This is a genomic window from uncultured Vagococcus sp., from assembly GCF_963518325.1.
Taxonomy (GTDB): Bacteria; Bacillota; Bacilli; order Lactobacillales; family Vagococcaceae; genus Vagococcus_D.
This window is the reverse complement of the sequence record NZ_CAUQJB010000008.1, coordinates 111,677-137,826: the sequence shown is the minus strand read 5'-3', so window position 1 is coordinate 137,826 and position 26,150 is coordinate 111,677. Positions and strand designations below refer to the sequence as shown.

General features: G+C 35.3%; 26 protein-coding genes. 22 read left to right on the top strand and 4 right to left on the bottom strand.

What is annotated here, in order from left to right:
- Positions 1-179: 179 nt before the first annotated feature.
- From RWN13_RS09360 to RWN13_RS09270, 19 genes are all read left to right on the top strand, one after another.
- Positions 180-1,340: a radical SAM/SPASM domain-containing protein gene (locus RWN13_RS09360; RefSeq protein WP_314062578.1), complete on the top strand. Its 1,161-nt coding sequence runs from the start codon at positions 180-182 to the stop codon at positions 1,338-1,340.
- Positions 1,341-1,353: 13 nt separating this feature from the next.
- Positions 1,354-2,424: a radical SAM/SPASM domain-containing protein gene (locus tag RWN13_RS09355; protein ID WP_314062575.1), complete on the top strand. Its 1,071-nt coding sequence runs from the start codon at positions 1,354-1,356 to the stop codon at positions 2,422-2,424.
- A gap of 12 nt (positions 2,425-2,436) precedes the next feature.
- Positions 2,437-3,741: a radical SAM/SPASM domain-containing protein gene (locus RWN13_RS09350; RefSeq protein WP_314062572.1), complete on the top strand. Its 1,305-nt coding sequence runs from the start codon at positions 2,437-2,439 to the stop codon at positions 3,739-3,741.
- A 102-nt stretch (positions 3,742-3,843) separates the two neighbouring features.
- Positions 3,844-5,520 (top strand): ABC transporter ATP-binding protein, encoded by a 1,677-nt coding sequence (locus RWN13_RS09345; RefSeq protein WP_314062569.1) that lies wholly within the window; start codon positions 3,844-3,846, stop codon positions 5,518-5,520.
- Positions 5,521-5,533: 13 nt separating this feature from the next.
- On the top strand, positions 5,534-6,277 hold the full coding sequence (locus RWN13_RS09340) for an ABC transporter ATP-binding protein (protein WP_314062567.1): 744 nt from the start codon (positions 5,534-5,536) through the stop codon (positions 6,275-6,277).
- Position 6,278: 1 nt separating this feature from the next.
- A complete protein-coding gene (locus tag RWN13_RS09335; protein WP_314062565.1) occupies positions 6,279-8,378 on the top strand; it encodes an FtsX-like permease family protein in 2,100 nt (699 codons plus the stop codon).
- 430 nt (positions 8,379-8,808) lie between these two features.
- Positions 8,809-9,414, top strand: coding sequence for an accessory gene regulator B family protein (locus RWN13_RS09330; protein WP_314062562.1), 606 nt, complete (start codon positions 8,809-8,811; stop codon positions 9,412-9,414).
- Between the two features lie 35 nt (positions 9,415-9,449).
- A complete protein-coding gene (locus tag RWN13_RS09325) occupies positions 9,450-10,160 on the top strand; it encodes a LytTR family DNA-binding domain-containing protein (RefSeq protein ID WP_314062560.1) in 711 nt (236 codons plus the stop codon).
- Positions 10,157-11,413, top strand: coding sequence for a GHKL domain-containing protein (locus tag RWN13_RS09320; RefSeq protein WP_314062558.1), 1,257 nt, complete (start codon positions 10,157-10,159; stop codon positions 11,411-11,413). The genes RWN13_RS09325 and RWN13_RS09320 overlap by 4 nt, the downstream gene beginning before the upstream one ends.
- A gap of 21 nt (positions 11,414-11,434) precedes the next feature.
- Positions 11,435-11,596, top strand: a complete 162-nt coding sequence (locus RWN13_RS09315; RefSeq protein WP_314062555.1) for a hypothetical protein — start codon at positions 11,435-11,437, stop codon at positions 11,594-11,596.
- Between the two features lie 22 nt (positions 11,597-11,618).
- The gene (locus tag RWN13_RS09310) at positions 11,619-12,044 is read left to right on the top strand and encodes a hypothetical protein (RefSeq protein ID WP_314062552.1); all 426 of its coding nucleotides are present in this window, start codon (positions 11,619-11,621) and stop codon (positions 12,042-12,044) included.
- A 172-nt stretch (positions 12,045-12,216) separates the two neighbouring features.
- Positions 12,217-13,401 carry a methionine adenosyltransferase gene (metK, locus tag RWN13_RS09305; RefSeq protein ID WP_314062611.1) on the top strand — a complete coding sequence of 395 codons (1,185 nt, stop codon included), beginning with the start codon at positions 12,217-12,219 and terminating at the stop codon, positions 13,399-13,401.
- A gap of 20 nt (positions 13,402-13,421) precedes the next feature.
- Positions 13,422-14,504 (top strand): S8 family serine peptidase, encoded by a 1,083-nt coding sequence (locus tag RWN13_RS09300; RefSeq protein WP_314062550.1) that lies wholly within the window; start codon positions 13,422-13,424, stop codon positions 14,502-14,504.
- A gap of 19 nt (positions 14,505-14,523) precedes the next feature.
- The gene (locus RWN13_RS09295; protein WP_314062548.1) at positions 14,524-14,730 is read left to right on the top strand and encodes a hypothetical protein; all 207 of its coding nucleotides are present in this window, start codon (positions 14,524-14,526) and stop codon (positions 14,728-14,730) included.
- A 16-nt stretch (positions 14,731-14,746) separates the two neighbouring features.
- Positions 14,747-15,436: an ABC transporter ATP-binding protein gene (locus RWN13_RS09290; RefSeq protein ID WP_314062545.1), complete on the top strand. Its 690-nt coding sequence runs from the start codon at positions 14,747-14,749 to the stop codon at positions 15,434-15,436.
- 52 nt (positions 15,437-15,488) lie between these two features.
- Positions 15,489-17,936: an FtsX-like permease family protein gene (locus RWN13_RS09285; protein ID WP_314062543.1), complete on the top strand. Its 2,448-nt coding sequence runs from the start codon at positions 15,489-15,491 to the stop codon at positions 17,934-17,936.
- A gap of 139 nt (positions 17,937-18,075) precedes the next feature.
- A complete protein-coding gene (locus RWN13_RS09280) occupies positions 18,076-18,213 on the top strand; it encodes a hypothetical protein (RefSeq protein ID WP_314062541.1) in 138 nt (45 codons plus the stop codon).
- A gap of 1,564 nt (positions 18,214-19,777) precedes the next feature.
- Positions 19,778-20,209, top strand: coding sequence for a hypothetical protein (locus RWN13_RS09275; RefSeq protein WP_314062540.1), 432 nt, complete (start codon positions 19,778-19,780; stop codon positions 20,207-20,209).
- On the top strand, positions 20,209-20,775 hold the full coding sequence (locus RWN13_RS09270; protein ID WP_314062537.1) for a hypothetical protein: 567 nt from the start codon (positions 20,209-20,211) through the stop codon (positions 20,773-20,775). Before RWN13_RS09275 ends, RWN13_RS09270 begins: the two co-directional genes overlap by 1 nt.
- Positions 20,776-21,393: 618 nt before the next feature.
- Here RWN13_RS09270 and tnpB read toward each other — a convergent pair.
- Together tnpB and RWN13_RS09260 are read right to left on the bottom strand one after the other, a co-directional pair.
- A complete protein-coding gene (gene tnpB, locus RWN13_RS09265; RefSeq protein ID WP_314062534.1) occupies positions 21,394-21,750 on the bottom strand; it encodes an IS66 family insertion sequence element accessory protein TnpB in 357 nt (118 codons plus the stop codon).
- Positions 21,751-21,939: a hypothetical protein gene (locus RWN13_RS09260; RefSeq protein WP_314062531.1), complete on the bottom strand. Its 189-nt coding sequence runs from the start codon at positions 21,937-21,939 to the stop codon at positions 21,751-21,753.
- A gap of 101 nt (positions 21,940-22,040) precedes the next feature.
- Here RWN13_RS09260 and RWN13_RS09255 point away from each other — a divergent pair, with 101 nt between their 5' ends.
- Positions 22,041-22,361, top strand: coding sequence for a hypothetical protein (locus RWN13_RS09255; protein WP_314062529.1), 321 nt, complete (start codon positions 22,041-22,043; stop codon positions 22,359-22,361).
- Position 22,362: 1 nt separating this feature from the next.
- Complete coding sequence (locus tag RWN13_RS09250; protein WP_314062528.1) at positions 22,363-23,010, top strand: hypothetical protein; 648 nt, start codon at positions 22,363-22,365, stop codon at positions 23,008-23,010.
- A 969-nt stretch (positions 23,011-23,979) separates the two neighbouring features.
- On the opposite strand, the gene RWN13_RS09245 is transcribed toward RWN13_RS09250, so the two are convergent.
- Positions 23,980-24,189: a hypothetical protein gene (locus RWN13_RS09245; protein WP_314062525.1), complete on the bottom strand. Its 210-nt coding sequence runs from the start codon at positions 24,187-24,189 to the stop codon at positions 23,980-23,982.
- A 183-nt stretch (positions 24,190-24,372) separates the two neighbouring features.
- On the opposite strand from RWN13_RS09245, the gene RWN13_RS09240 reads away from it, so the two are divergent.
- The gene (locus tag RWN13_RS09240) at positions 24,373-24,912 is read left to right on the top strand and encodes a hypothetical protein (protein WP_314062523.1); all 540 of its coding nucleotides are present in this window, start codon (positions 24,373-24,375) and stop codon (positions 24,910-24,912) included.
- A 48-nt stretch (positions 24,913-24,960) separates the two neighbouring features.
- Here the strand turns inward: RWN13_RS09240 and RWN13_RS09235 are convergent, their stop codons facing one another.
- On the bottom strand, positions 24,961-26,145 hold the full coding sequence (locus RWN13_RS09235; RefSeq protein ID WP_314062520.1) for an XRE family transcriptional regulator: 1,185 nt from the start codon (positions 26,143-26,145) through the stop codon (positions 24,961-24,963).
- Positions 26,146-26,150: the final 5 nt, after the last annotated feature.

Genomic DNA, 26,150 nt, shown 5'->3' with positions numbered 1-26,150 from the left:
GACTATTTTTAATTCAGGTAGGGAACCGATGAACGACTATCTAATCGTTTTAAAGCGATAAGGTGACTACTTGAATTAATTTAGTCATATGACTCCATATCAAAGCGTAAGTATGGGGGGATATGAGTGAATAAAATACAGCTGACTATTTTGAAATCTAAATTGCAAGGAGAAGGATCATGGAGTGTACAATTTATTTAAGTGAAGAATGCAACTTACGTTGTAGCTATTGTTATGAAGGGGATAAAAAAAGAAAGAAAATTATGTCATCTGAAGGATTACGGAAGTCTTTGGATTTTATAATGGCAAACAATCAAGGTGAAGAAGATATTAATTTAACTTTTTTAGGCGGAGAGCCGTTAATGAATAAAAAGAAAATTTATGAGTTTATTGATCTTGTTGAGAAAGAATACTCAGAAGCGAGTAATAACTTTAGGTATGCTATTACGACTAATGGTGTTCTTCTAGATGAAAAATTGATTGAATTGTTTAAGAATCATTCTTTTGATGTTTCAATAAGTATTGATGGTGATAAGCAGACACATAATCTTAATCGAGTTAGTGTTGACGGTAAAGATGTATACGGTAAAATCATTGCCAATATGGAACAATTGCAAGAGAGTGGCTTGTACTTTTCAGTACGTATGACGGCTACCCAGAATAATATACACTTACTGAGCGCTAATGTCAGACATTTCTATGATATGGGGATTAAAAAGATTCATATCGGGGTGGATACAGTTGGCCATTGGTCAGAAGAAGCGTTAAGTGAGCTGGATTATCAATATGAGCAACTTGATAATCTTTATCTTAATCGAGTGTCAGAGAGCAAAGACTTGATTTTGAATCTTTATGATTTCAAATTATCAATATTTGTTGCAGCTAGGACACCTAAGTATTGTTCAGGAGGTACGGCTGGACATATTGTCATTAATAGTCAAGGAGAATTGTTTCCTTGTGGCTATGTCGTCAATGATTCTGAATGGAATCTTGGGCAAGTTAAGAGTGGTTTAGACGAGTCCAAGTTTGTCAATTCAATCAAAAAAAATGTTTCAGGAAAATCAAAATGTCATGAATGTGATATCGCCTTCACTTGTACAGGGGCTAAATGTGGTTTCTACAATTACTTTAAAACAGGAAAGCTTAATGTTCATAGCCAGATGACTTGTAAGTTAGAGAGATTGCTCTACAAGCATAATTTGTATGTCCTAAAAGAAATGTATCGAAGGAAAAGTGCAAGACTTTTTTACTATTTAGAAAAAGCTGAAGAAAAAAGTATTCCATTAAGTGAAACAATGCTTCAAGTGATCATTGAAGAAAAACAAGAAGAAATTAGGTGATAAAATGTACACGATGACACTGGAAGTAAATCAAAAATGTAATTTAAATTGCACATATTGTTATCTGGGTGAAAAGAATGGAAGTAAGATGTCGATTGATACAGCTTATAAAGGGGTTGATATGGCTTTTGAAAAGGTCCGGGCACATCGAGACCGAGAATTACTATTTGATTTTGTTGGTGGAGAAAGTTTTATTGATTTTCCAATGATTAAAGAGATTATTTCCTATATAGAAGAAAAAAATCAAAAGGCGAATAATTATCTACGATACAGTGTGACAACTAATGCGACGTTATTTAATCAGGCGATTGTTGATTTCCTAGTGGAGAAGAACTTTAGTTTAAAGATAAGTATAGACGGTACTAAAGAAGTAAATGACCGTAATCGTGTCTCAAAAACGAAGTACAGTGTACATGATCGGATTATCTCTCAATTATGTTACGTGAGAGAGTTTGAAAAAAGAACGAATAAACTTGTACAAGTTACCAATGTAGTGACCAATAATAATTATCAGAATTATGCCGAATCTGTTGAATATCTCGTGACAGAAGTCGGCTTTAGGTTGATTGATACAGGTATTGATTATTATAGTGAGTGGACAGAACAAGAAATGAATGGTCTAGCGTCAGAAATACGCAAAATTTTTGATTTTTTTATAAAAAAAGCCTATCAAGGTAAAGGGTTTAGGTGGAGTTTTGCGTCCTCTCTAGTTGAAATGAGGGATAGAGAACCTTGTAAGAAATTTTACGAGTGTGGTGCAGGTATTGTTTCCTCTTATGTCAGACATGATGGTAGCTTGTACGCCTGCCCTGGGAATCTAGATAAACAAGTGGAGTTAGGTGATATTGACGCTGGCTTTGATTCAGAGAAGATTAACTGGTTAAAACAGTTTGATTCGATTAAAAATGAACGTTGTCGGTCGTGTGCCGCATACAATCTGTGCACAGAAAAGAGTTGTGTCATGATGAATATTGCCAAAACAGGAAATCCTCATGAACCAGCACCGATGCTGTGTTGGACTCGATTGTTAATGGTAGATATCTATAAAGAAAACGAAGAAGTTATTTCTCGTTTAACAATGTGAGGAGGTGTAATCATGGATTTAACGAAGAAATTCGAAAATCTGATTCAATATGAAGGAAACAATCGGATTGTTTTCCTTAATCCAGAGAATAATCATTGGGCAAGAATGAGCAAGCAATACTATACGGCTATTTGCCAAGATTTAGAAAAGAAAGAGCAATTAATTGAAAAGTTTCATAATGATTTTGATTTGTTTGGCGGTGGGACTGAGACTAGCAATATTCGAAGTATCTATTTTTCTGTCACCAATAAGTGTAATTTGCAGTGCTCCTTTTGTACAATGAATTCTGGTCCAGATGTTAGCACAGAAGAGGACTTGACACTTGACGAAATTCAAAAGATGCTGATTCCCAAACTAAAAGAGATCTCTCCTAAAAAAATTATTATCACCGGCGGAGAGCCTGTCATGAGAAAAGACATTCTTAAAATATTGGAAGTGTTTGCCGAAGCATTTGGGAAAGAAAGAGTGCTACTACAAACTAATGGGCTATTATTGACAGAAAAGTTTATCGATGAAGTAAAAGAATATGTTTCAACAGTGGAAATCAGTATTGAAAATATTTTTGAGAATATAACGCTCCTACTCAGAATGAAGAAGATTTTCAGAAGAATTCGGAAAAATAATTTAACACTCTCACTTTCTTTCGTATTAGATGAAGATAGTGAACCTTACTTTCGAGATGCAGCTGATCTATGTGAAGAATATGAAGGGATTTTAACGCTTCGCATTGTCACCTTAGTTGGCCGCGCGATTGACAGTGGACGCTATCAAAGGGAAGAGTCACAAGAAATAGAGATGGTTCAGAAGTATTATCATTATTTTTCCTATTTATTGGAAAAGGATTATCTTGATGATCGGTTTATTCTTGGTTACTTAGATAATTTGCAACCTAAAAAATCATGTGGGGCATTTGGTAAAATTTTATCTATCTTTTCAGATGGGACAACGTATATGTGTGGAAATTTCAAAGAATCAGATTATTCCATGGGGAATATCCGTTCTAAGACGATGGCTGAAATTGTAGAGAATTTAGATCAGAAAATGCTTGATGAAGAAATGAGAAATAGATTTTTAGTCAGTCAAAATCTAGTCTGTCAAACTTGTCCAGAAAATTATTTTTGTCCGGGACCATGTATTGCTGAAGTTGCTGAGAATGGTGGAGTTATGGAAAAAGTAGATAGTAAATGCTTATCTAAACGAGCAATGATTCATTTCAATCTTTTTTATTATGATCGTCGAAAAAGTAATAAAGACAATTTTCAAGCCTTAACCGATTTTTTGAGAGAGGTGATTGATGAAAAAATAACGTTCAGCTGAACGCACAAAAACTTTCGCAGTCAGAAAATAAGCAATTGATTAGAGTAGGATGATCCCCTTAGAGTTGAAGCTATCAAAAATTATAAGTAAAAGGAGAAACTCATGCATCACGTATATCGCTATTTCTTAAAAAAATATGTGCTAGAGGAAAAAATCTATTTTACGCTAGTTTGTCTAACAACCTTTACACAAAGTTTTTTGACAATGTGTATTCCATTAGTTTATCAGAGACTGCTGGACAAAGTATTTCCACAAAAAGATATTCAACAATTTTGGCTGATGATAATAATCATGTTAGTCTGTTTTCTTGGAACGTCAATTCTTAATGTATGTAAGGATTTCTTACTGGCAAGAATAGCCGAGAACATTACGAAGACTCTTCGGATTGAGTTGAATCAGAAAATTTCCTTAATGAAATATTCTTATTTCGACGATCATAGTTTGAATAGTGTATTATCGAAATTTAATCGTGAAGTTGAAATAATTAAGGAAAACTGTGGCTATATGTTAGTGAAGACGTTAAGCAATGCCGTGACTTTTATTATGGCAGCTTTTATGATTATCCGAATGGAATGGCGCGTCATTCTTATTTCTTGTGTATTATTGACAGTTTACGTGATGAATAATAAGTTCTGGGGGAAAAGAATTAAGGATCTAGCAGAAAAAAGTATGGAGGGCAATGAGAAGTCACTAGGAGCCCTCTCAGAAAACTACAAAAATGTTCTAATTACGAAGTTGTACTCCGCTTATCAATATGTAAACGAAAAATTTGACAATGCTTATAAACGACAATATAAATTACAAATGGCTTTGGAAGTGAACTATTCCATGAATCTTAATATTGGCGGACTCTTGAATTATCTATTGTCTGGTGGTATTTGGTTAATTGGCGGAATCGGAATCTTTGCTGGAAGATTAACAATTGGGACGGTAACGGCATTAATTAATTATCAGAGTATGTTAATTGGCCCCTTGACTTTTTTTTCAGAATTCAATAATAGCTATCAAAGTGTGTTGATAGCTATGAAGAGATTGTTAAGTGTTCTGGCTTATGAGGAAGAATCCGACGAAGGGCATGATATTTCTGACGAACCCGTTAATCATCTTCAATTTACAGACGTTGCGTTCAAGTACACAAAATCTGATACTATTTTGGAAAATATTAATTTGAACATTCAAAAGGGGAAAATGTATGCGTTCATTGGGGGAAGCGGTTGTGGCAAATCAACATTAGTTAAATTGTTGCTGGGGCTATATCCACCAGCTGACGGTGTTATCCATGTGAATGCGCATGATATGGCAAACCTCTCATTAAAGAGTATTCGTGGAAAAATCGCATTTGTTGCCCAAGACTCCTTATTTTATGAAGGCTCAGTTTTAGAAAATTTAACAATGGGGAATCAAGTAGATTCTTCTCAAATGATTCGGCTTAGTAAATTGTTAGACGTCTATGAAGATATTATGCGACTTCCTAAACAGTGGGAGACAGAATTAAGCTCTGGAGGGAATAACTTATCTGGCGGGCAAAAAAAGCGTTTAGATATTCTAAGAGCCCTTCTAAGAGAATCTGATGTGATCATTTTCGATGAGAGTACCGCTTCGATTGACTTGGAGCGAAGAAATAAGTTATTTGATATTTTAAAGAAATTGAAGGGAGAGAAGATTATTATCTGTATTACTCATAATTTAGAAGAGTGTACCCATTTTGATCAAGTCTTTGGGGTCAAGGACAAACATGTCTTTCCGATTACGACAGACTATTTATTAAAAGCTTACTAAGGAGGAATTATCAATGCTAAGTGTTAATGGTTTATATAAAAGTTATACCAATGGAAAAACGAAATATGATGTGTTAAGAGATGTTAATTTTGAAGTCAATGAAGGGGAATTTGTTGCCGTAATGGGCCCTTCTGGTAGTGGGAAGACGACCTTGTTGAACTGTATTTCTTGTTTTATTCCCTATGAGAAGGGGAATATTCTCCTAGATGAACAAGATTTGTCTGTGTTGAATGAGAAACAAATCGCCAGCGTTAGAAATGAAAAATTGGGTTTTGTTTTTCAGGATTTTATGCTTCTTGATGGTCTAACCGTCTTAGAAAATGTCTGTGTACCGAAAGTGATTATAGATGCGCCATACAAAAAGATGGAAGTAAAAGCAAAAAAATTACTGGATATGTTTGGAATTAACGGAATTAGTAACAAATATCCAGCTGAAATATCTGGTGGTCAAAAGCAGCGAGTGGCGGTTGCTCGTGCTTTAATGAATGATCCTCTGATGATTTTAGCAGATGAACCGACAGGAAATTTGGATAGTAAATCTAGTGAAGCGGTAATCAATGCCTTCAAGAATGCTCAGAAACAACTACAAGCAACTATTTTTATGGTAACTCATGATACTTTTTCAGCTAGCTACTGCGATCGCATTATTATGATGCGAGACGGCCAAGTCTACCAGGAGCTAGTGAGAGAAGGAAGCAGAAAAGCATTCTTGAATGAACTGTTAGGTGTCCTCCAAGATTTGAATGGTGGTGAGTAAGATGACCTTAAGTAAACTTTTCCGCAAACTGCGAAAAAAAGATCGCAAAGATTATCGTCAGTTTGAAGGGTGCTTGCTCTTTGCGAATCTGTTAGTTTCTTCTTTCTTTGCTGTTTTATTTAGTCCGTTTATTCAAGAAACGTTACCAGCTGGTGGGGATACGAGAAAAATTATTTATTTCATTTTTGGAATAGCGATAGTCGGTTGTTTTATTTTCGTTATCTATGCAGCTGGCTTGTTTCTTCGCCAAAAGAGTCGTCAAGTTGGTGTCTTTTTGGCTCTTGGAACAGACCGAGGAAAGCTAGCCAGAACAATGATTGGTGAGGTTACTTATATTTCGATTTGTTCAACGTTGATTGGGATCGCAACTGGGAATATCCTAGGTCTGGGGATTGGCAAGGTATTTGAGAAGGTTTCAGCAATACCCGGTATTACAGATTTTCAATTATCTTTAACAGGCTTGATCCCCGCTTTTAGTTTTGCTTTTATTGTCTTACTTGTGTTACTTGTCATGACTACCTCTTGGATAAAACGCTCTAACGTGATGGAAATTATTAATGAGCAAAGAAAGAGTGAGCCACTAAAGAAAGAAGTTTCTCAAAAATATTTAATTTCAGGCTTGGTGATGCTTTTCCTAGGTCTTTTCATCGCGGTGGTTCTTCCAAATCTATATGTCGCGATTTTTAAACAGTATATAAGTGGCGTCTCTAATATTTTTTATCTGATGAGTGTCTGGGGACTGTATCGTTTACTTGTGTACTCCATTGCTGTACACAAAAGAGGGAGGAATCCCCAGAAGTACTATCGACATTTGATTTCATATGGGATGTTAAAATTTCAAGGAATCTCGATGGTGCGGAACATGATTTTAATCGCACTGCTCATTATTGGAGCTTTATACGCCGCGTTTTATTTACCTACAAATATGACTGCCGGAAGTAATTCCGTAAAGCGTAATCCTGTAGATGTTTCTTACAATCAATTAGGGAATAATTCACAGTCGATTTCAGAGGATCAAGTCGTTGCGTTAGCTGCCAAGCATAATTTGACCATTAAAAACTATCAAGAGATACTCTTTATTGAGCTTCTTTCCAGCACGACTCTCCTAGAACCGGATAAATCAGGAAAGCTTGTTGAAACTTATGCAAAAAAAGGTTTCTATCGACAATTTACTTCCGTCAGTGAAATTAATGAAAAATTCGAAAAAACAATTGCTGTAGAAACGGGAACTTACAGAACCATTCGGGGAAGCCTAACACAAGAATCGATTCTCTCTAGTTACAAAGATTTGGACTATGTCGAAAATACGACAACAGGAGTTGGGAAAGAATTAAAATTTGCCGGTACAGAAGTATTTGATGAACTATTGATGGGAGACGGTTGGGATAACCAGTCACGATTTATCTTAAATGACCAAGATTATGAAAAGTTAAAGGCAGGGATTTCACCTGTAAACCAAGTCTCTCAGGTGTTGTTTAATGTACCAAAAATAGAGGATTCTTTTGAGTTTTCTAAAGAGCTTTTTAAGCGCTATTCAGAAAGCAACAATGCTGAAATGCGGGTAATGATGTACTATGACGTTTATCGAGATAAGAATGATGAAGGCTATACCACAGTTGATTTACAGCCGGATCATCCAGAGGCAGAGCTAGATTGGAAGTATGCACCATTTATTAAAATTTTATCCCAAAAATACAATGTCTTAAAAATGGGCGTTCAGTTCTTACTATTTGCCTATGTGTCGATCGTCATGTTGGCATCGGTTGGGGTGATTAGCTACACTCGAAGTAAGAGTATTGGAAAACAAAATCAACAAGTCTTTGAGGATCTCAGAAAGTTAGGGGCTAACAACGCCTATCTGATTCGCTGTATCAAGAGTCAACTACAGAAGGTTTATTTATTACCAACTGTCGTAGGTACGTTATTGGTTTATCTCTATAATTTATTAACTTATTGGCAAAATGATGGTGTTTTTTCTAGTTTTGAAATCCCAGCAGCGTTGATTTGTCTTGTGTTGTGCCTGCTTGTAGCGCTTTATCAATACGTGGGTTATCGAATTTCTTTACGGGAGGTTGCGAGAATCGTGGGTATAACCGATTAGCAGCCTTGGCAGATTCAAAATACTCGTTATAAAATGTGAAAACAGGTATGATTTGAAAAAACTCTGTAAGTCTCTTAAATAGACTTACAGAGTTTTTAATGAGTTAGACAATAAAAAGCATGAGTTAGACACTAACTATGGCAAAAGTTGAAATAACTATTATGATGGAATAAGAGCTTGTTAATAAAAACACAAATGGCGGAAATCAAAGATATTTGGTTACAGATCATGCTACAATGATTGGAGGGATGGAATATGGAAAAGGATAGATCAAAGAGAAGACAACAAAAAAATGATAAAATCTGATGGCCATGAGTTAGAGCGATACAAATACAGTTGCTTATGCGAGCCACTGTATTTGTAAGTCTGTATTTGGATTAACTGAACACTAAGCTGGAATCATCAAATTAAAAAATGGAGAGAGTAAAGTATGATCAGTAAACTTTCAAATAAAATTGTCACAAATTGGACGAAGGGCAGCGTCATTAAGAAAGAACACGTTAGTGCCTATCACTACGGGTGCGAATTATTTATATCGGATATGATAAGCAATATCATTGTACTGTCTGCAGCAGCTATGATGGGGAAAGTAATCGAAATGCTTCTATTTCTAGTGGTGTTTACCTATATTCGAGTGGCTTGTGGTGGGTATCATGCGACGTCTTATAAAAATTGTATTCTGATTTTTACCTCCAGTACGATTGCTTTTTTCTTAGGTATCAATTGGTTGATGGCTGAAGACTTACATCAATTACTTATCGTGTTTGCAGGGATTTCAGTTCTTATCATTTTCATTCTTGCACCAGTCGATCATGTAAATAAGCCGTTAACAGAAGAAGAGAAGGTAGCATTTCGTCAGAAAACGATTAAACGGTTATTTTTAATAGTTCTGGCCCTAGGAGTATCCTACCTCATATTCCCCATTTTATTAGACATTTTAGTGTATGGTTGTTTAGCTATTATTGTTATAGCCCTTTTTTTAGTCATTGGGCTAATTGAAAGAAACAGTTCCCTGCGGCTAAGTAAACAGCTATAATTAAAGTATGAATGTTAGAATTAGGGAGTGATAAAATGATTAGGGTTGGAATATGTGATGATTCTGAAGCAATTGTTACGAAATTAAGTGGAATTATTAAGCAATACGGTCGAGAGAATGAAAAAGAGATAAAAGTTGTCACATTTTCAAGTGGTCTAGAATTATTGGAAAAATATTCAGGCGATCTAGATATCTTATTTCTGGATATTAAAATGCCAGGAATAGATGGGATAAAGACCGCAGAGAAAGTAAGACAGCGAGATACATCTGTTAGCATTATCTTTTTGACTTCGTTATTACAGCACTCGTTAGATGGCTATCGGGTAGGGGCTTTTAACTATCTTATAAAACCGATCACGTACAAACGTTTGGAAATGGAATTGAATGCGTGGTATCAGAAATACTCCCAAGATGAAGAGCCTTATATAGTTTTAAAAAATCAAGAAGGCATCCATAAAGTATTGATTAAAGAGTTAAGCTACATTGAAACCTCAAATAGAAAGGTTCTGATTCATACTAAAGGGCGTACGATTGCCTGTTCAAAAAAATTAAAGGAATTGGAAAACGAGCTACAGGAACAAGGATTTTGTCGTTGTCATTCTGCTTATATTGTCAACTTAGCCTATATTGAGAAGATTGAACAACCTGATGCACAACTAATTACTGGCGAAATTATCCCTATCAGCCAATCGAAGAGAAAGCATTTTATGAAGAGTCTAGCCAGATATTGGGGAGAAAAAATATGATGATAAATACGATTGTTGATAGCGTTGTCACCGTTATAGAAACGTGGATGTTGTTCTATCTGTTGCAAAATGAACAATTAAAAGGAGGAAAGGGGAGACAAGCTGTTCTATTTGGTGCTCTAGTAATTGGTAGTATTACTATGACGAGATTAGATTTTCCAATATGGCCTAAGTTTTTTTTCATTATAATTACAATAGTGACCTTAGGCCAATTTATATACCGCTGCTCTGTGTTAAAACTATTTTCTTATGGGATTGTGTATTGTGCGGTATTGACATTTAGCAGTGAAATACCTTTTGCTATTTGGAATATCTTTAATAAGCCGGTAGTGGCGGACAATATGATTTATGAAGACTTTGTTCCCTCAATTCTTCTTGTATATTTAGGACTCTTTTTTTTCTCAATGACTTTATTAAGAAAATTAACAAATAAAGAGAAAGATCAAGAAACAATGAAGGAATTAATGCCAATATTATGTGTGAGTATCCCTTTCCTGTTGGTGATGGAATGTCTATTTATACTGATGCCGCAAATTAAGAATCAATCAGGGCGGGTGATTTACTTAGTTTGCTCAGTTGCGATTCTGTTCGCTTATATCTATATTCTTTTTTTCCTGGATCGTTATACTCGCCTACAACGTAAAACTACTGAGGAAGAAGTTGTGCGTTATGAGCAAGAACTGAAAGCCGATTATTATGAACGTAGAAAATCTGATGAAGAGAATGTACGAGGGATTTATCATGATTTAAAGAATCACCTACTGCTGCTAAAAGATGATGCTACTGCGGAGACAATTAGGAAGAAAATTGAAGGCTATGAAAGTTATGTTGCGACAGGGCATGAATTTTTGGATATTATTATGAGTGAAAAAGTCAGGTTAGCTCAGGAAAAAGGGATTAGAATGGAGTGTGATATTGAATTTCAAGGGGGACAATTTATCGAAAGTTTAGACATTAGTACTATTTTTGGTAACTTACTAGATAATGCCATTGAAGCAGCAGCTAAAGTGGAGGAATCAGAAAAATTTCTATTTATAAGTACTCAACGCAGATGTCATCTGCTCATTATTGTGATTAGAAACTCGATGCTTGAAATCAAGGAACCTATTCAAAAGACGTCTAAATTGAATCGTACCTTCCATGGTTATGGCTTAGCGAATGTAAAGAGAGCCTTAAAAAAATATCAGGGGTATTTGGATATTGAGCAAGAGGAAAAAGTGTTTAAGATAAATATTGTGTTACCGATACAATAGTAAATATTAGGAGGAGTTTGGATGAAGAATGTTAAGTGTTATCTCAATAAAATGATGTTAAAATTTATTTTGAATTATTCTGGAAAAGTTGTTTTTTCAAGTTGTTGTCACGGGAGATGTTGTCAAAAAAAAATTACTGCCGATTTGAAATCAAGTTTAAAAGCAGCATATGCTGACAGATAAGTAACGCACTGGAGGTAGGCCATTGAGCAACTGCGACGTTTATTTTGAAGAAAGCAACGAGTTTATCATTATTCCAGATTTTGCGATTCGAAGACTCATACAGGCGATTCGAGAATGCAACGGCTCTTCTGAAATAGAGATAGTGTTAGAAGAGCTCATGCCGAAAAAGTACTTCCAGTACATCGAACGAGTTCTAAATACGAACAGAGATCATCACAAGACATTTGACTATGATTATATAATGGCCCGTCCAATTGAGCAAGAGGATGTTATGAGGATATTCTCTAAACAAGTGAAGTTACTGTCAATTGATGGTATTAATTGTTTTCTTGACGTTTCTGTCACGATTAAGCAAGGTGAGAAATATGTAAACTTGACGATTAATTCAAAATTAAGAGATCAATTAGTTGAATGTAATCAGCAAATTATTATCAAGCCATATAATTAATGTGTCGCCTATTACCAGTTTTTTTAAGCTGATAATAGGCGATTTTTGAGTTCTTTTAATCGTTTTTTTGATGAGTTAGACAAGAAAAAGCGTGGATTAGGCATCAACTATGGCAAGAGGTAAAAAAGAATCTTATGATAAGAGAAAAGAATAAAAAAAGCGAGAGTGAGGAATAATTATGAAACGAGTATTTACATCAGAATCAGTGACGACAGGACATCCAGATAAGATATGTGACCAAGTATCCGATGCTGTATTGGATGCTTGTCTTGCCCAGGATCCCTATAGTCGTGTAGCTTGTGAAGTTGCGATCAATACTGGCATTGTGTTTGTAATGGGTGAAATAACTACCAAAGCGACGATTGATATAGAAGAAATTGTCAGGTCTACGATTAAAGAGATTGGTTATCAAGAAGACCGGGATGGCTTTGCGTTAGATACCTGCCAGATTCTGGTTTCCCTTAAAGAACAGTCTTCGGATATTGCCCAAGGTGTGGATGAGGATTGGCATTTAGACAAGGCTATTGGAGCTGGTGATCAGGGCATGATGTTTGGTTACGCTTGTAGTGAAACAGAAGAACTAATGCCGTTACCTATAGTCTTATCTCATCAACTAACGCAAAAATTGGAATTTCTCAGAAAAGACGAGAGATTGACTTATCTACGTCCAGATGGGAAGGCACAGGTAACGGTCGAATATGATCAAGAGGATAATCCTATACGAGTAGATACAATAGTTATTTCTACACAACATGATGAGACGGTTGAAGTCAAACAATTACGAAAGGATATCATGCAGCACGTAGTCAAACAGTGTATTCCGTTTCACTTAATAGATGAAGAAACAAAAATTTTTATTAATCCAACCGGACGTTTTGTGATTGGTGGCCCTAATGGTGACAGCGGTTTAACTGGTCGGAAAATTATTGTGGATACCTACGGCGGAATGGCTAGACATGGTGGTGGGGCTTTTTCTGGTAAAGATGCCACTAAAGTGGATCGTTCTGGTGCCTATGCTGCAAGGTACATTGCAAAAAATGTTGTAGCAGCAGGACTAGCGAAGAAATGTGAAATTCAATTGGCTTATGCCATTGGTGTCTCTCTGCCAGTTTCTATCAATGTGAATACGTTTGGAACTGGACTGCTTTTAGATGAACAAATCTCCGATGTTATTAGCGAGTTATTTTGCTTAACGCCAGATGCAATTATTCAGTTGCTGAACTTACGAAGTCCTATGTTCCAAAAAACAGCCTGTTATGGCCATTTTGGTAGAAAGGACACGCTGTTTTCTTGGGAAAGGACGGATATGGTGGAAGCTATCCGTAGCTATCAGGCTTCGCTTGTTCAAGCAGTATAAAAATTGAGAGGAAGTCTAGCATGATTAAGAAAAAGAAAGTGGTTGTGATTGATTCAGGGATTGACAAAACGGATCAACTGCTCCAAAATGTGACTCTTCAAGATTTGTATTATGAAGATGGCGAATTAAAACAACAGTACCAAGGGAAGGTGAATTCCCATGGGACAGAGATTATCAAGGTCCTATTACGAGAGACTAGTGATATTGAAATTATTTCAATTCGAGTTTTAAATGAACAAAATCGCTGTTTATTGTCGGACATCATCAATGCGATTAAGTATTGTATTGAAATTCAAGCGGATATTGTAAATTTGAGTTTGGGGAGTTGTGCGGCTTCTGCTAAGCGGATTCATTTATTAGAACAAGTCTGTTTAGAGGCACAGAAAAAAAACATTGTCATCTTTGCGGCAGACCATAATCTACCGGGGACGAAGTCTTATCCGGCCAATTTTGATTGTGTGATTGGCGTGACCACCTCAGAAATACCAACCGATATTTGTCAGGTGGCCTATCAAGAGAGAATTGTTGAATTTTCGGATAATATGGTCTATATTCCAGATGCAATTCGTTGCACGATTAGACAAGGGAATAGTTATCTTTGTCCACTATTAGCGGGCTTGTTCTCTAGTTTTATAGGAACCCGTAAAATTGATCGTTCTTTAGTTGAAAGTTTTATCGATTATTTAGAGCAGTTTAGTCAACAGCAAAATGCGTCTAAAATATTTTTTAATAAATATGAAACAACTGAGAATGATGGTTTCCGAGATAAGCGTATATTATTTTTTGCAGACGATATGGATATTAATAATATGCGCTTGTATGGCATGTATAAACAGATTGGAAATGTGGAATTATGTTTTGATGCGATGGTTGGGCAATCCATGCTGGATGTTGAAGCATATGTTCAAAAGGCGGATATTTTCTTCTTTGGGGCAATCAGTAATCAATTCCTTAATGAGAATCAAGCGTATTTGAATGATTTAGTTAAACTACTGGAAAAGCAACAAAAAATGACTATAACGGTCTTTCCAATCATTAATACTTACCAGAGAATCTGCTTGACAGCAGAGAACAGTTTTCAAATAAGAAGTATCTATAAGTAAGTAGGAGGAGGGAAATAGAATGCTCAAAAAAAAAAATAACAAAGAGAAGGTAAGACAAACAGTCCCTGAACTGGAAGCAAGTGATTATGAAGACTTTGATGATGATGAATTTTTTATGGCAGAAGAGATTGATGGGTATGCGAGTTGCAAGGGTGTGAATGCTCAAAGGTGTACAAGCGATTGTTTCACACAAGTGATGTTGCCAACAATTTCTACTCTAAATTAAGGAAAGTGATGAAGATATGGGTACGGTAAAAACTGAACAGTTAAATAAGTCTCTTTTGTCCAATGGGACATCAATTAATCTTCTAGAAGATATTAGTCTGGATATAGGGAAGGGACTTACGGCAATTAATGGGCCTTCTGGGAGTGGCAAATCGACTTTGTTGAATATTATCGGTGGGTTAGACCGAGCAACCTCTGGATTAGTTCAAGTCAATGGCATGAACTTGGCTACTTTAGATGAAGAAGGACTTGCATCTTATAGAAGAAGACATATTGGCTTCATTTTTCGTAATTATAATTTACTGCCAGTGTTGAATGTCTACGAAAATATTACATTTCCTCTAGAATTGGATAGTCGACTGGCGGATAGAGAGTATATCATGCAAATTGCCTCTCTTCTTCAAATAGAAGATAAGATGTCTCTGTTACCCAATATTTTGTCTGGAGGAGAGAAGCAGAAGGTGGCGATAGCTAGAGCTTTAGCGATTAAGCCAGCACTAATTCTTGCGGATGAGCCAACAGGAAGCTTAGATAGCTTTACAAGTCTAGAGGTTATTGGACTATTAAAAATGACAATCAAGGAGTTTAACCAAGCCGTTGTCATCGTAACCCACGATCAAGAGATAGCTGAGCTAGCAGATCGGATTATCCACTTACGTGATGGGAGGGTAGAACGCATAGATGAAAAAAGAAAAAAAAATAACTGAAAGACAAATACATTTTCGAGTCCTGAGAAGATTTGCATTCAGAAGTATCAAAGTGAATAAACTAAGAAATTTTATTATGATTTTAACAGTGTCAATCATGACACTCTTTACACTCCTACTGCTGGTAATGACCTCAAATATTACACTAAGTTGGCAAGATAACTTTAAAAAACAAGCAGGTACGAGTGCTCACTTAATTATCAATGATTTGACTCTTCAGCAGGTAAAATCAGCGAAGAACGTAGTGAAGGGGACAAAAATTGGCATAAGTCAGTCGAAGGCAAGTACGATTGAAGTGAATGAACACAGCCAACAAGTTAATTTGATTGAAATGGATCAACTTTACACGAAAGAAAACTTTTTAACTCCTGATTATGGAGAGGCACCGGTTAAACGGAATGAAGTAGTAGTAAGCGCTGAAACTTTACGAGAGATGGGTGTTCCGGTTCGAATTGGCGAAACAATCGTCTATAAATTTAAGACAAAGGACATGTTTCAGGAAGAAAAATTGACCTTAGTGGGGTATTGGACAGGATCCGCGCAAGAAAAATCGGGAATTTGGTTGGCCTCTGGCAGTATGAAAAGTGACAAAGCTTCTATTTACCGTGCTGCGGTCTTATTTCCAGATGATAAAACGAGCGCTGATGCCTCTCAAAAAGTAATTAGCCAGTTGAAATTGGAGGAAAGACAATATCGAGTAAACTGGGTCTACGACCCAGACACGCTTCACTATTTAACTAAAGAGAATCGCTTATATTATGTAGCTATCATAATTATTTTATTTTGTGGTGGGTTAATCTTGTTAAATGTGATGCAGATTTCAATTAAACATGAGATTAAGCTATTTGGTAGAATGAAAACATTAGGAGCAGGCGCCTATCAAATTTATAGTGTTGTGTTCTTTCAGGCACTGATCATTGGGCTTATTGGGATGTTAATTGGCCTCATAATTGGTGGGGGATTTGGTGGCTCGTTTGTCAATCGAATCTTGAATAGCTATTTTTCCGGAGGGAGTACTAGTATTAAGTGGGGAGATAGTTTAATCACGGTGCTACTGATATTCTTAGTCATTGTTCTTTCAAGTATTATCCCTGCCAGAACGGCTGGAAAAGTTTCTACAACTGAATTGTTGAATGAAGATGAAAGTTATGGATTTAGTCATAAGAGCGAAAAAAAGTGGCCAGGTCTACCTTTACTCTTCCAGTTGAGCTTATTGAGTTTATCTAGAAATAAAATGCGAACCATCATATCTATTGGGTTTATGGTGATGGGATTGGTGATGCTAAGTTGTGTATACGCGATTGATAAAAGTTTTGATATGGATAAATATCAAAACGAGTTCGCCATTAGTGATTATAGTATTGCGGATACATCTTTTGTAGAAGATAAGAGGATCAATGACTCTCATAAGATGGTGCTCCCAGAGTCTCTGGTGACTGAAATTGAGCAGTTACAGGGCGTAACTAAAAAAGGGCGATTGATGACTCAAGAAGTTCAAGAAAGATTACCAGAGACTCTCATGAAACAGCTAAAGAACTACTACGAAGGAAATGCCGGGGCAATTCTCAGTCAAATGTCTTCCAATGAAAATTGGACTGAAGGTTATCAAAGAATGGTTGAAACAGGAAAATGTATGGAGATTATTTATGGGATTGATGGAATTGTATCGGAAAATCTGGTCACCAAAGAAGGCTTATTACAGGGCAGTTGGAATGAAGAGAAGTTTAACAAAGGAAACTATGTCATTGCTCAAGGTGTCTATGATCCAGCGAATCCTAAGCAACCTACCTATCAGGTGGGAGAGAAAGTAATCATACAGGGGAAAGAATTTGAAGTGATGGCAATAGTAGAGGCGCCAGTGACGATTAGTGAAGCAAGAAGAAGTAAACAGGCAGAATTTTCTCTCTCTTTTTTTATTCCTTATCACGAATTTGAGCGTCTTTATCCAAATAAGGAAATCAGAAAATTATATCTCAATGTGAATGAATTAGGAGAAAAAACGATTGAGAGTTATTTCAATGAACATCGTAATGATGAAGTGACCGTTACATCAGCTCGAACGCTGGCGTCAAGATATAAGAGAGAGACTTCGGCAATGATGCTCGTTCAAACATTATTAAGTATAGTTATTTTTAGCATTGGCATGCTTAACTTGGTCAATACAGTGATTACCTCAGCTACAGCACGTCGTAAAGAGTTTGGGATTATGCAGAGCCTTGGTATGACAAACAAGCAAATGCGCACGCTATTTCTGATTGAGGGGCTCTGTTATTCAGTGGTTACACTGATTTTATCTTTTTTTCTCAGTTTTTTACTGATTAGTACGGTGGTTAAACGTTATATCGAAGGACAGTGGTCAGCAACGTATCGTCTGGTGATTGACCCACTATTGATTATTTCACCGATTCTCATTTTGGTGACTCTAGGAGTATCTTTGGTTTCGTATTTTAATATCATTCGAGTCAGCCCAATTAAAAGGATTGAAAAATATGACATATAAGAATCCATAGGTGGTTGATATTTTTTACTTAATCAGAGAGTAAAGGGCGCAGGGAGGTTCCATCCTGTTACCTCTTGGATCTATGTTGAATCATTTTTTCGTTCTCTTTAGTTTGCAAGAGTTCTGGAAGACTAAGCTATTGAAGCTTTTAATCGCTCTAATGATGAAAAGTAATGATATTAGTCAGGCTGAAACTAATGTCTCTGTCAAAAAAGAATGGCGTGTGGCAGGGCAAACAATTCATAAGGGTGAATTGCTAACTGTTCACAAGAATTAGTCGTTACCAGTCAACACACAAATGAAAAGGCAACAAAAATTGAAATTAAAGGGAATGTGTCAGATGAGAGTGATAAAATTACAGATGAGGATTGCCTTTAGCTAACAGGTTGTCGTCAACCATTATGTCTTTGATGGCACAACCAATAGTCAAGTAAAAGTATCGTCTACATTTGGTGGGACCTATCAAATGTAGACGGTGAACTTACAAGTGCACCTAAAACGAAAAAACTCAAAATAGTTTGAATAAAGTAGCTCCGGCTGGGATCTTAAGATTATGAAATACCAGGAGAAGAGGGCAAAGCAAGTCAATTTAGTGACTGATAGTGAATGTAGTTTGGTTCGAATTGCCTGGGGATTTGATTAGATTAAACAATAAAGCACCTCTCCTAAAATTAGGAAAGATGCTTTATTTTAATCGACTAAGCAATGACACAAAATAATTTCTGTGTCATATGGTTTCAAGAGAGCATACTTGAGGCTATAAAAAATTTAAACCTAAGTATAAATTGAGGAACCTGTTATGTTTATTTATTTTTTTTGAAGATGCGTTAAAATTATTATTTTTCATTGTCGATGATGTAAACGCGGCGTTTACGTAAAAATTACAAAAATCGTTATTTAAATAGTTTTTAAATTACTATTAATATGCTGTTTATGAGGTTTTTGCAAATAATTATTTGTTATTAAACCTATGTCGTCTGAGCGTTTACGTACTTTTTAGGTTGATAATAGGTAGGCAAACGACAACAAAAAAGTAGTTATTTTATCCAGTATTAATAATATTCTTAAAAAAAACTAAATTTCATCTTTTAATGAGTATATAATGAAAACGTTTGCTTGTCAAGGGGAAATCATAAAAATAGCTAAATCTATGGGTGAAGGGTTACTAGTTAATGACTGTGGAACGGCCTTTTTATAGGATGTATTGTTTAAAGACAGCTCCTTGGTCTGGCGGATTAGACTATCTCGTGGATAGTGACATAATGTGATTATTAAAATCACTTATTACTAGTAAACGGGTGAATCCAAAGAGATTATAGGCAAAAAAAGAGAGTCGTATTATCTTAAAAGCTTGATTACCAACGTTACATGGAGAAATAAGCAACTGTTAAGGCCGCAGTTTTTACTATATGAAACCGCTCATTCGGTTAGTTTTTTTAATTGATTGGTTAGGTGGTGATAGAGCGTTCAACCTTTTATTTAGATGATACTGATTACTAGTTAAGGATCTAGAATTTAGATTATTTTCGAGAAGATATGATGGATGAGATTGGAATGGAACATCCAAGATAAATGGTGGGCCAGCCGTTTAAAATGAATCCAAATTGGCTTTTAAAATAAACATGGTTTGAATAGGGGGGCTACAAAATAGTTGTTTTTCGATATTATTAATACATAACAGAATACTTCAGATGAAATAGTTCTTCGGGAAATACCTGTGATTAGCAGAGGGGTAATGTTTTAACCGTCTATAATCATGATGACGTCCATGTTTTGAGCGTTGCTAGATAGTATTTGATGATGCCTGTACCACATGGTTGGCAGGAAGTACTGGGATTTCATTGCTAGCAGCTCCTGTAACTGGTGGAGCGAGTGTGGTAGCATTGCCAAGTTCATTGGCTACGACTGGGGCAATCTGGGCGCATTCAGGTTTGGTTCTAGTCAGTGCTATGAAAAGTTTAGGAAGTGGTGGGAATGGGCATAAGAATCCAAATGGGATTTATGAAGATGCTTCTTATCATAGTAGTAAAGGAAACTCTACCAAAAGTAAAAAACCTAAAAATGGCCAAGATGCATTAGATAATTCGGTACCGTTGAAGGAGGCTACAACTGATAGAAGAGTCGCGGTCAGTGAAGGGGAATTTGTTGTATTGGATAAAACCGTAACGGGGCAATTTCATGGTCATGTTAGGAGTTGGGAAGAACTATCAGAAAAAATGAAGGCAGTACTGATTAAAACAGGGAAAGTAAATAAAAAGGGGAAAATAAAATAATGGTTATTAAAGAGTTTGATGTAACTCCATCTTTTAAATTGGTGACAAGAGTAAGAACTGAGAATAAGGAAATTGAACGATTTGATGAGCTATCAATTAAGGTAATAAATGATCAAAAAGAATATCTCGTTTTTGAGGATTTTGCTATCGAAGGTTACCAAGCGCTGAGCAATCAGGTTAAGCGTGCGATAAATGGAGAGCTTACGCTATCACCTGAGTTGTTTCCTCATGGAATTGGTTACGAGTGGAGTTGCTATTTTCATCGTTTAATGAATGAGGAGCTAGATGCTAACGAAGAGGATTTAACTGATGATTATTTATTGTGGTCTGCCTCGCGCAATATAAGGAATTCAACTTGGATATATTGCGTAGATGAAACAATCTACTTAGAGATTAGCCCCCAGTATTTATGGGAAGAGATTGAAGAACCTGAGAAAACGACCTTTCAAACGTTTGATTATTTTATTGAAAATTATGCCCAATTAGAAATCATTACTTTCAGTAAAAACGAGGGAAAGAAATTGTTACTTGAACTTTCTGATACTTTAAAAACTTTGGCTATTTGAGGTGACAATAAGTTTTAATATCTTTCGGATAGTGAATAGATTAAGCTGTCGAGGCTTAGAAAGGAATCGTCATGGTTTCTCAACTAGTAAAAGCTACTGTTTATTTGGTAAGGTTGTCCAAGCGGCAACAACGGTATTTGTAGCCAATTTGAAAAAATAACACTCATAGATGATTAATAGAGAAACAAACAGAGATGTAATCTGTCAATGATGGATTATATGTAAGCCTCAAATAGAATGACGGTATGACAAATAGACCTAATCAAGGTATTCTTGGGATAAGAATCATGATTAGGCCTATTTAATTAGGGCAGACTGAACCTGAGGCTGCCACGGCAGTAACGCCTCAACTAATTCTGGTTGTTGATGGATAGGCAACTGAGGGAGACATTCAAAGAGGTACTTCAAATACTTATAAGCGCTTAATCTCAGCGATAAATTCTTTATTTTGGCTAAGAGCGATGCCCAATTGATTGAGTATCTCTTTGTTTGATTGGCGTAGCTGTTCTAACTCATCCATGACGGTCACCTCTCTCTGATTATTCTATTTTTATTGTACTATTTATGCACATGTAAAAAAAGCCCAAACGTGATGAAAACAACGTTTTGAGCTTTTTTTTACATTAAAGTTCGTGGGTTTGATGACTGGATTCTTGGCTGTTGATCAATTGAAAATCCGTTAAACAACCAGTCGAGTTGTTTGGGAGACAGTTCGGTGACCTCCTCTCTAGAACGAGGCCATTTAAGTTTTCCACCATCATATCGTTTGTAGAGAAGCCAAAAGCCTTCACCATCAAAATGCAAGGCCTTAAACCGATCCGTTCGGCGGCCACAAAATAGAAACACGGCATTGTCATATAAATCAAGCTGATAATGAGAATGAACAAGACTGGCTGAGCTATCAATTCCTTTGCGTAAATCAGTGAAGCCGCAAACAAGATAAGTATGATCTACTTTTGAGAAATCCACTAACATCTAAGCTAACCCCCTTAAAACAGCTTGAATCAACTTGGGATCTGCCCCTTGAAAAAATTGAACATCCCGATTTTTCTCAAGGCGAATCCGACAAACTAACGGATTCTTTTGAGTCTGAGTCTGAGCTGTTTGTGAGCTTGGTTGACCTGGTTTGGTGCCTTGGGTTAAGTGTACCGATACAATATCCACTTGAAACCGCCTTTCATATAGTTGATAATGCTAGTATATGATAGACAGCTGGTTCACAATAGCCGTCATTCTATTTGACGCCTACTAAAGATCGCCTATAAATGAAAGGTGATATACTTGAAAACTCCAAACCAATTATATCAGTCTCCGATTTGAAAGACTCTAAGGTGATTTCCGAACTTACTAAAAATGGAAGTTCAATGTCAGCCTGGGCAAAAATGGAGTCCACATATAGTTATGAAACACTGATGGGGAAAGGAAAAGTTCATTATTATCAAAATCTAAAAACTGGTGAAATAAGTTTTTATGATGTGAAAATGAAAGTACCAATCCCTAAAGATCTAAAAATCAGGAATGGACTCACTGATAATTTTTGGATAATAGACTTGGATAATAATTTTATACCAAAGGGGGTTAGATAATATGATTGTAAAAGCAATTTCTAACAAAAAAAATAGAGATATAACTATTAATAAATTCTATCCAGTTATTATAAAAAAAGATGATGATATTAGAATAGTTGATGACTTTAGTGGATTATCAATATATGAGATTCAAGATTTTCAAGTATACAAAAGCAATATTAGTTCATATGTTAAGGATATAAATTCTTTGATTTATGAGTTAGTTGACTATCCAACTTTTTTAGAGGACTATTATAATGATGATAAAGAAGCGAGAGATGGTGTGGCTAGTAGCCAATTAAATATACTTGAAGAGGATTTGAACACAGAAGAACTAATTAAATTAATTACATCAGAAATCTATTCTTGTGATGAGAAAATTATATTTATTAAAGCAATAGAAAACAAAATGACCGATAAGTCAGCCAAACTATTGGCAGACTATTTTCTAACTAAATATGAGGCAGATCCAGAATTATTATTGCCTATATGTATACTGCTATCAAAATATCAAAATCAAGAAGTTTATGATTTATTTTTGAAGTATATTAGTGATGAAACAATTGACAATGAGTTTGTGCAAAACATAATCGTTGACTATTTTAACAATTATGATTTTAAAAAGACAATCACCCAATTAATAGAGGAATTAGTCATCCATAATTAGCTAATAAAGCTGCTAATAGTTAATACGAAGAAATTCCTAATTGCATAAAAAATAGAAACAAGTCTCAGCGTAATCAATTAAATTCGATATACAAAAGGCTAAAGAGTGCGGTTAAAAACGATAAGTTGAGCGCATGCTGGGTATTTTTAGCCAGAGCTGTGGAAGGGTTATAAAGATGGTTCTTATCATATTCATGATAATGTTAGGAGTTAGGAAGAGCTATCAGAAAAAAGATGAAGGCAGTACTGATATTGATATAGACGGGGAAATTAAATGAAAAGGGCAACTGAGGATTATTAAGGAGTTTGATATAACGTCATCTGTTAAGTTGGTGACAAGAGTAAGAACTGAGAATAAGGAAATTGAACGATTTGATGAGCTATCAATTAATTTAATAAATGATCCATGTATTTTAATTGAAGGAGAGCATTCGATGAGAGCTAGATAAAAAGAAAGAGTTGATTTAGAAGTAGACCAACTCTTTTTCGTGGCCCACGATTCCCGAAATGATGGCTCAATTCTCCGAAATAATCAGACTAGAGGGGGCATGGTAAGAAATCAATTTTCTAATCTACTTCGCATGGAATGGAAACGTTTTCATCCGGTTGCTGGAAATTGATGCGTTTATCCTAGAAAGATAAATCAGCAATCATTTGCTCCATTGAGCACACTGAGAGTGACGGGATATCTGAAGAAAGTACCTATAAAGTAACATAATAGAGCTGAACAGATACACAATCGCAATAAATTTGAGTTTCCGGTACCACACATGGTGTTGAGAAGAAACTATTGTCCACTTACAGAATTAATTTTGATAGTGGCTATCTATATAACGAAAATAATTTCACAACGTGATTTTTCTAAAATCATACGAATGTTAACAATACTCTGAGTTACATTAAGACGGTATTGCGTTTTTCATATTCGTTGTCACATCAAATCACGAAAAATGAAATATTAAAAGTACTTTTAGTTCGTTAAAATCTTTTTTTTCTTTTTTTTTAATTGCTCATAACTATTATCAGATAAGAATCCAATTACGATTAACGCAATAGATAAGGTAGCTAAAAATCCTCTTACGATTTCCGAAGCCATAACTAATGTGTGTGAAAGCCCAAACAGTACTAATACAAAGAAACCTAATTTTACTTCAAATCTGTATTTATTTTTTTTTTTCATATTCGCCTATATCTGTTGTTGGTTGGCTAACGTTTGTATCAACCTCTTCCAGATATTCCTTTCTAGATATTCTCATACAAATTGATGTTGCATATTACGAAAAATTAATATCCTTCGATAACCACTATCTTATTATTTATTATACTATATAACATTAGTGTTGCGAAGAGTATGTGCCATCAAATGTTTAAAGATGGTAAATTGAATTTAGGCATGCTTAGAGGCATGAAGGTCGGTGATATTCCAGCTGAAGAGATTCTTGTCAAGAAGACAGATGATTTAAACACAGTTTATCAAAAGTATATCTTATGTGCGAGTAAAGGAATTCATCCGCACGCTGGAAAAAAATTAACAGCAGTTGAAAAAAATAAGTTTCTATATGCAGGAATGGTTACGCCAGTGATGGAGGCCTTTGGGCAAGCTTATGGTGCCCGTATGGTAAAAAAAATGGCAGATACGTTTATGAGTGATTCTGTCACAAGACCTAGTGATTTTGCTAGTGAGCCATTTTTACCAGAAGAGTACTATAAAAAGAATTATTCTTCCATGGACGGAGTTCCAAATAGTAAAATAGAATTCAATAAACTTGGTTCTAGTGGAAATATTGAAAAAACTATTATAATTTATGATAAACAAGGAAAACAAAGTATTAGAATAGATTATTGTAGGATTTCTTATTTTTATTACCATTTTAATCTCCATTACTTTGAAATTACCCTTTAATTTAATCGAAAAAAAAGACGTCCTAATAAGAACGTCCTTCAATATTAATTAGTTTTCCTTAGGGAACAAAGAAACAACATTTGAGTTATTAAAATATTCTCTATTAGACTCTTCAGAGTACTTGCTTAGAAATTTATGTTCAATCCCAAATAGAGATTCTAAAAATGAACGGTCAATATAATAGTCATTTAGAATATCATTTAATGAAAATAAGTGATTTTTAAAAATTAAGTCTAGCAAAGAACGAACTTTTCCAGGTCTAATAATCGCGATATCTTCATCTAAAGGTTCATTCTTTTTGTAGTCTTTTCGATTTAGGGTCGCGTAAAAGTAACGATTTTCTTCAAACGTCAATAGTCCCATTTTATAAGCACGATACTCTAAGGCGCCAATTGAAACCATATATTTCATTTTTAAATCCAGATATGATTCAGGATTTGATTTCTTTGAAATAGTTGAAAAGTCTTTTAAGAATTGCTCTTTTGGAAGAAGGAAAAAAGAGGCAAAGTCATTTGCTTCTTTTTCAATTATTTTATGTTCATCTTTTGTTAGGCTATCCATATCAATCTTGTAATGAAGTAGCAAGTGTCCTAATTCATGGGCTAAATCAAAATTTCTTCGAACTGCTGATTTTTTTTTGTTACCAAGAATAATAAACGGTTTTTCTTGACTAGTCCAAGTACTATAAGCATCAATACTTGTTCCCATATTTTTTTCTAAAATATATATTCCTGAAAGTTCAAGCTTGTAAAGAAGCTCTGAATTTGATTGTACATCCAATCTTTTTCTAGCATTTTCAGCAATCTTTTCTAACTGTAAGAGCCTGTCATTTGTTTCCATTGACATATTATAAAGTTGAATTGATTCGTCTCTTAATGATGGAAGGGGACTAGTTGGCAAATTGAGTTTACTTTCAAACTTATCTAAAAAATAACTAATAAAATCAATAAAAGTTGTTTCCATTTTTGTTTTTTTACGAGCCTCTCGATCCTCAGCTCGGTAGGCAATACTTTCAACTTTAGAAATATTGGTTGCAAATGGTTCTGTATAGAAAAATTGAGCTTTTACATTAAAAATTTTTTTAAATTCATTAGCCACTTCAAATTTTGGTACAGTATATTGATTTTCATACTGCCAGATTGCTTGTTCGCTTAAATTTAATTTGTCAGCAAGTTCCTTTCTGGAGAGACCATTTAATTCTCTGACACTTTGTAATTTCTCTCCGAAAAACATTGTAA

Excerpts from the sequence above, each read along its gene's own strand:
- RWN13_RS09250 (WP_314062528.1), top strand. The coding sequence starts at position 22,363 with ATGATTGTAAAAGCAATTTCTAACAAAAAAAATAGAGATATAACTATT.
- tnpB (WP_314062534.1), bottom strand. The coding sequence starts at position 21,750 with ATGTTAGTGGATTTCTCAAAAGTAGATCATACTTATCTTGTTTGCGGC.
- RWN13_RS09340 (WP_314062567.1), top strand. The coding sequence starts at position 5,534 with ATGCTAAGTGTTAATGGTTTATATAAAAGTTATACCAATGGAAAAACG.
- RWN13_RS09290 (WP_314062545.1), top strand. The coding sequence starts at position 14,747 with ATGGGTACGGTAAAAACTGAACAGTTAAATAAGTCTCTTTTGTCCAAT.
- RWN13_RS09240 (WP_314062523.1), top strand. The coding sequence starts at position 24,373 with ATGTTTAAAGATGGTAAATTGAATTTAGGCATGCTTAGAGGCATGAAG.
- RWN13_RS09320 (WP_314062558.1), top strand. The coding sequence starts at position 10,157 with ATGATGATAAATACGATTGTTGATAGCGTTGTCACCGTTATAGAAACG.
- RWN13_RS09355 (WP_314062575.1), top strand. The coding sequence starts at position 1,354 with ATGACACTGGAAGTAAATCAAAAATGTAATTTAAATTGCACATATTGT.
- RWN13_RS09270 (WP_314062537.1), top strand. The coding sequence starts at position 20,209 with ATGGTTATTAAAGAGTTTGATGTAACTCCATCTTTTAAATTGGTGACA.
- RWN13_RS09325 (WP_314062560.1), top strand. The coding sequence starts at position 9,450 with ATGATTAGGGTTGGAATATGTGATGATTCTGAAGCAATTGTTACGAAA.
- RWN13_RS09235 (WP_314062520.1), bottom strand. The coding sequence starts at position 26,145 with ATGTTTTTCGGAGAGAAATTACAAAGTGTCAGAGAATTAAATGGTCTC.
- RWN13_RS09295 (WP_314062548.1), top strand. The coding sequence starts at position 14,524 with ATGCTCAAAAAAAAAAATAACAAAGAGAAGGTAAGACAAACAGTCCCT.
- RWN13_RS09335 (WP_314062565.1), top strand. The coding sequence starts at position 6,279 with ATGACCTTAAGTAAACTTTTCCGCAAACTGCGAAAAAAAGATCGCAAA.
- RWN13_RS09350 (WP_314062572.1), top strand. The coding sequence starts at position 2,437 with ATGGATTTAACGAAGAAATTCGAAAATCTGATTCAATATGAAGGAAAC.
- RWN13_RS09360 (WP_314062578.1), top strand. The coding sequence starts at position 180 with ATGGAGTGTACAATTTATTTAAGTGAAGAATGCAACTTACGTTGTAGC.
- RWN13_RS09345 (WP_314062569.1), top strand. The coding sequence starts at position 3,844 with ATGCATCACGTATATCGCTATTTCTTAAAAAAATATGTGCTAGAGGAA.
- RWN13_RS09255 (WP_314062529.1), top strand. The coding sequence starts at position 22,041 with ATGAAAGGTGATATACTTGAAAACTCCAAACCAATTATATCAGTCTCC.
- RWN13_RS09300 (WP_314062550.1), top strand. The coding sequence starts at position 13,422 with ATGATTAAGAAAAAGAAAGTGGTTGTGATTGATTCAGGGATTGACAAA.
- RWN13_RS09315 (WP_314062555.1), top strand. The coding sequence starts at position 11,435 with ATGAAGAATGTTAAGTGTTATCTCAATAAAATGATGTTAAAATTTATT.
- RWN13_RS09245 (WP_314062525.1), bottom strand. The coding sequence starts at position 24,189 with ATGAAAAAAAAAAATAAATACAGATTTGAAGTAAAATTAGGTTTCTTT.
- RWN13_RS09330 (WP_314062562.1), top strand. The coding sequence starts at position 8,809 with ATGATCAGTAAACTTTCAAATAAAATTGTCACAAATTGGACGAAGGGC.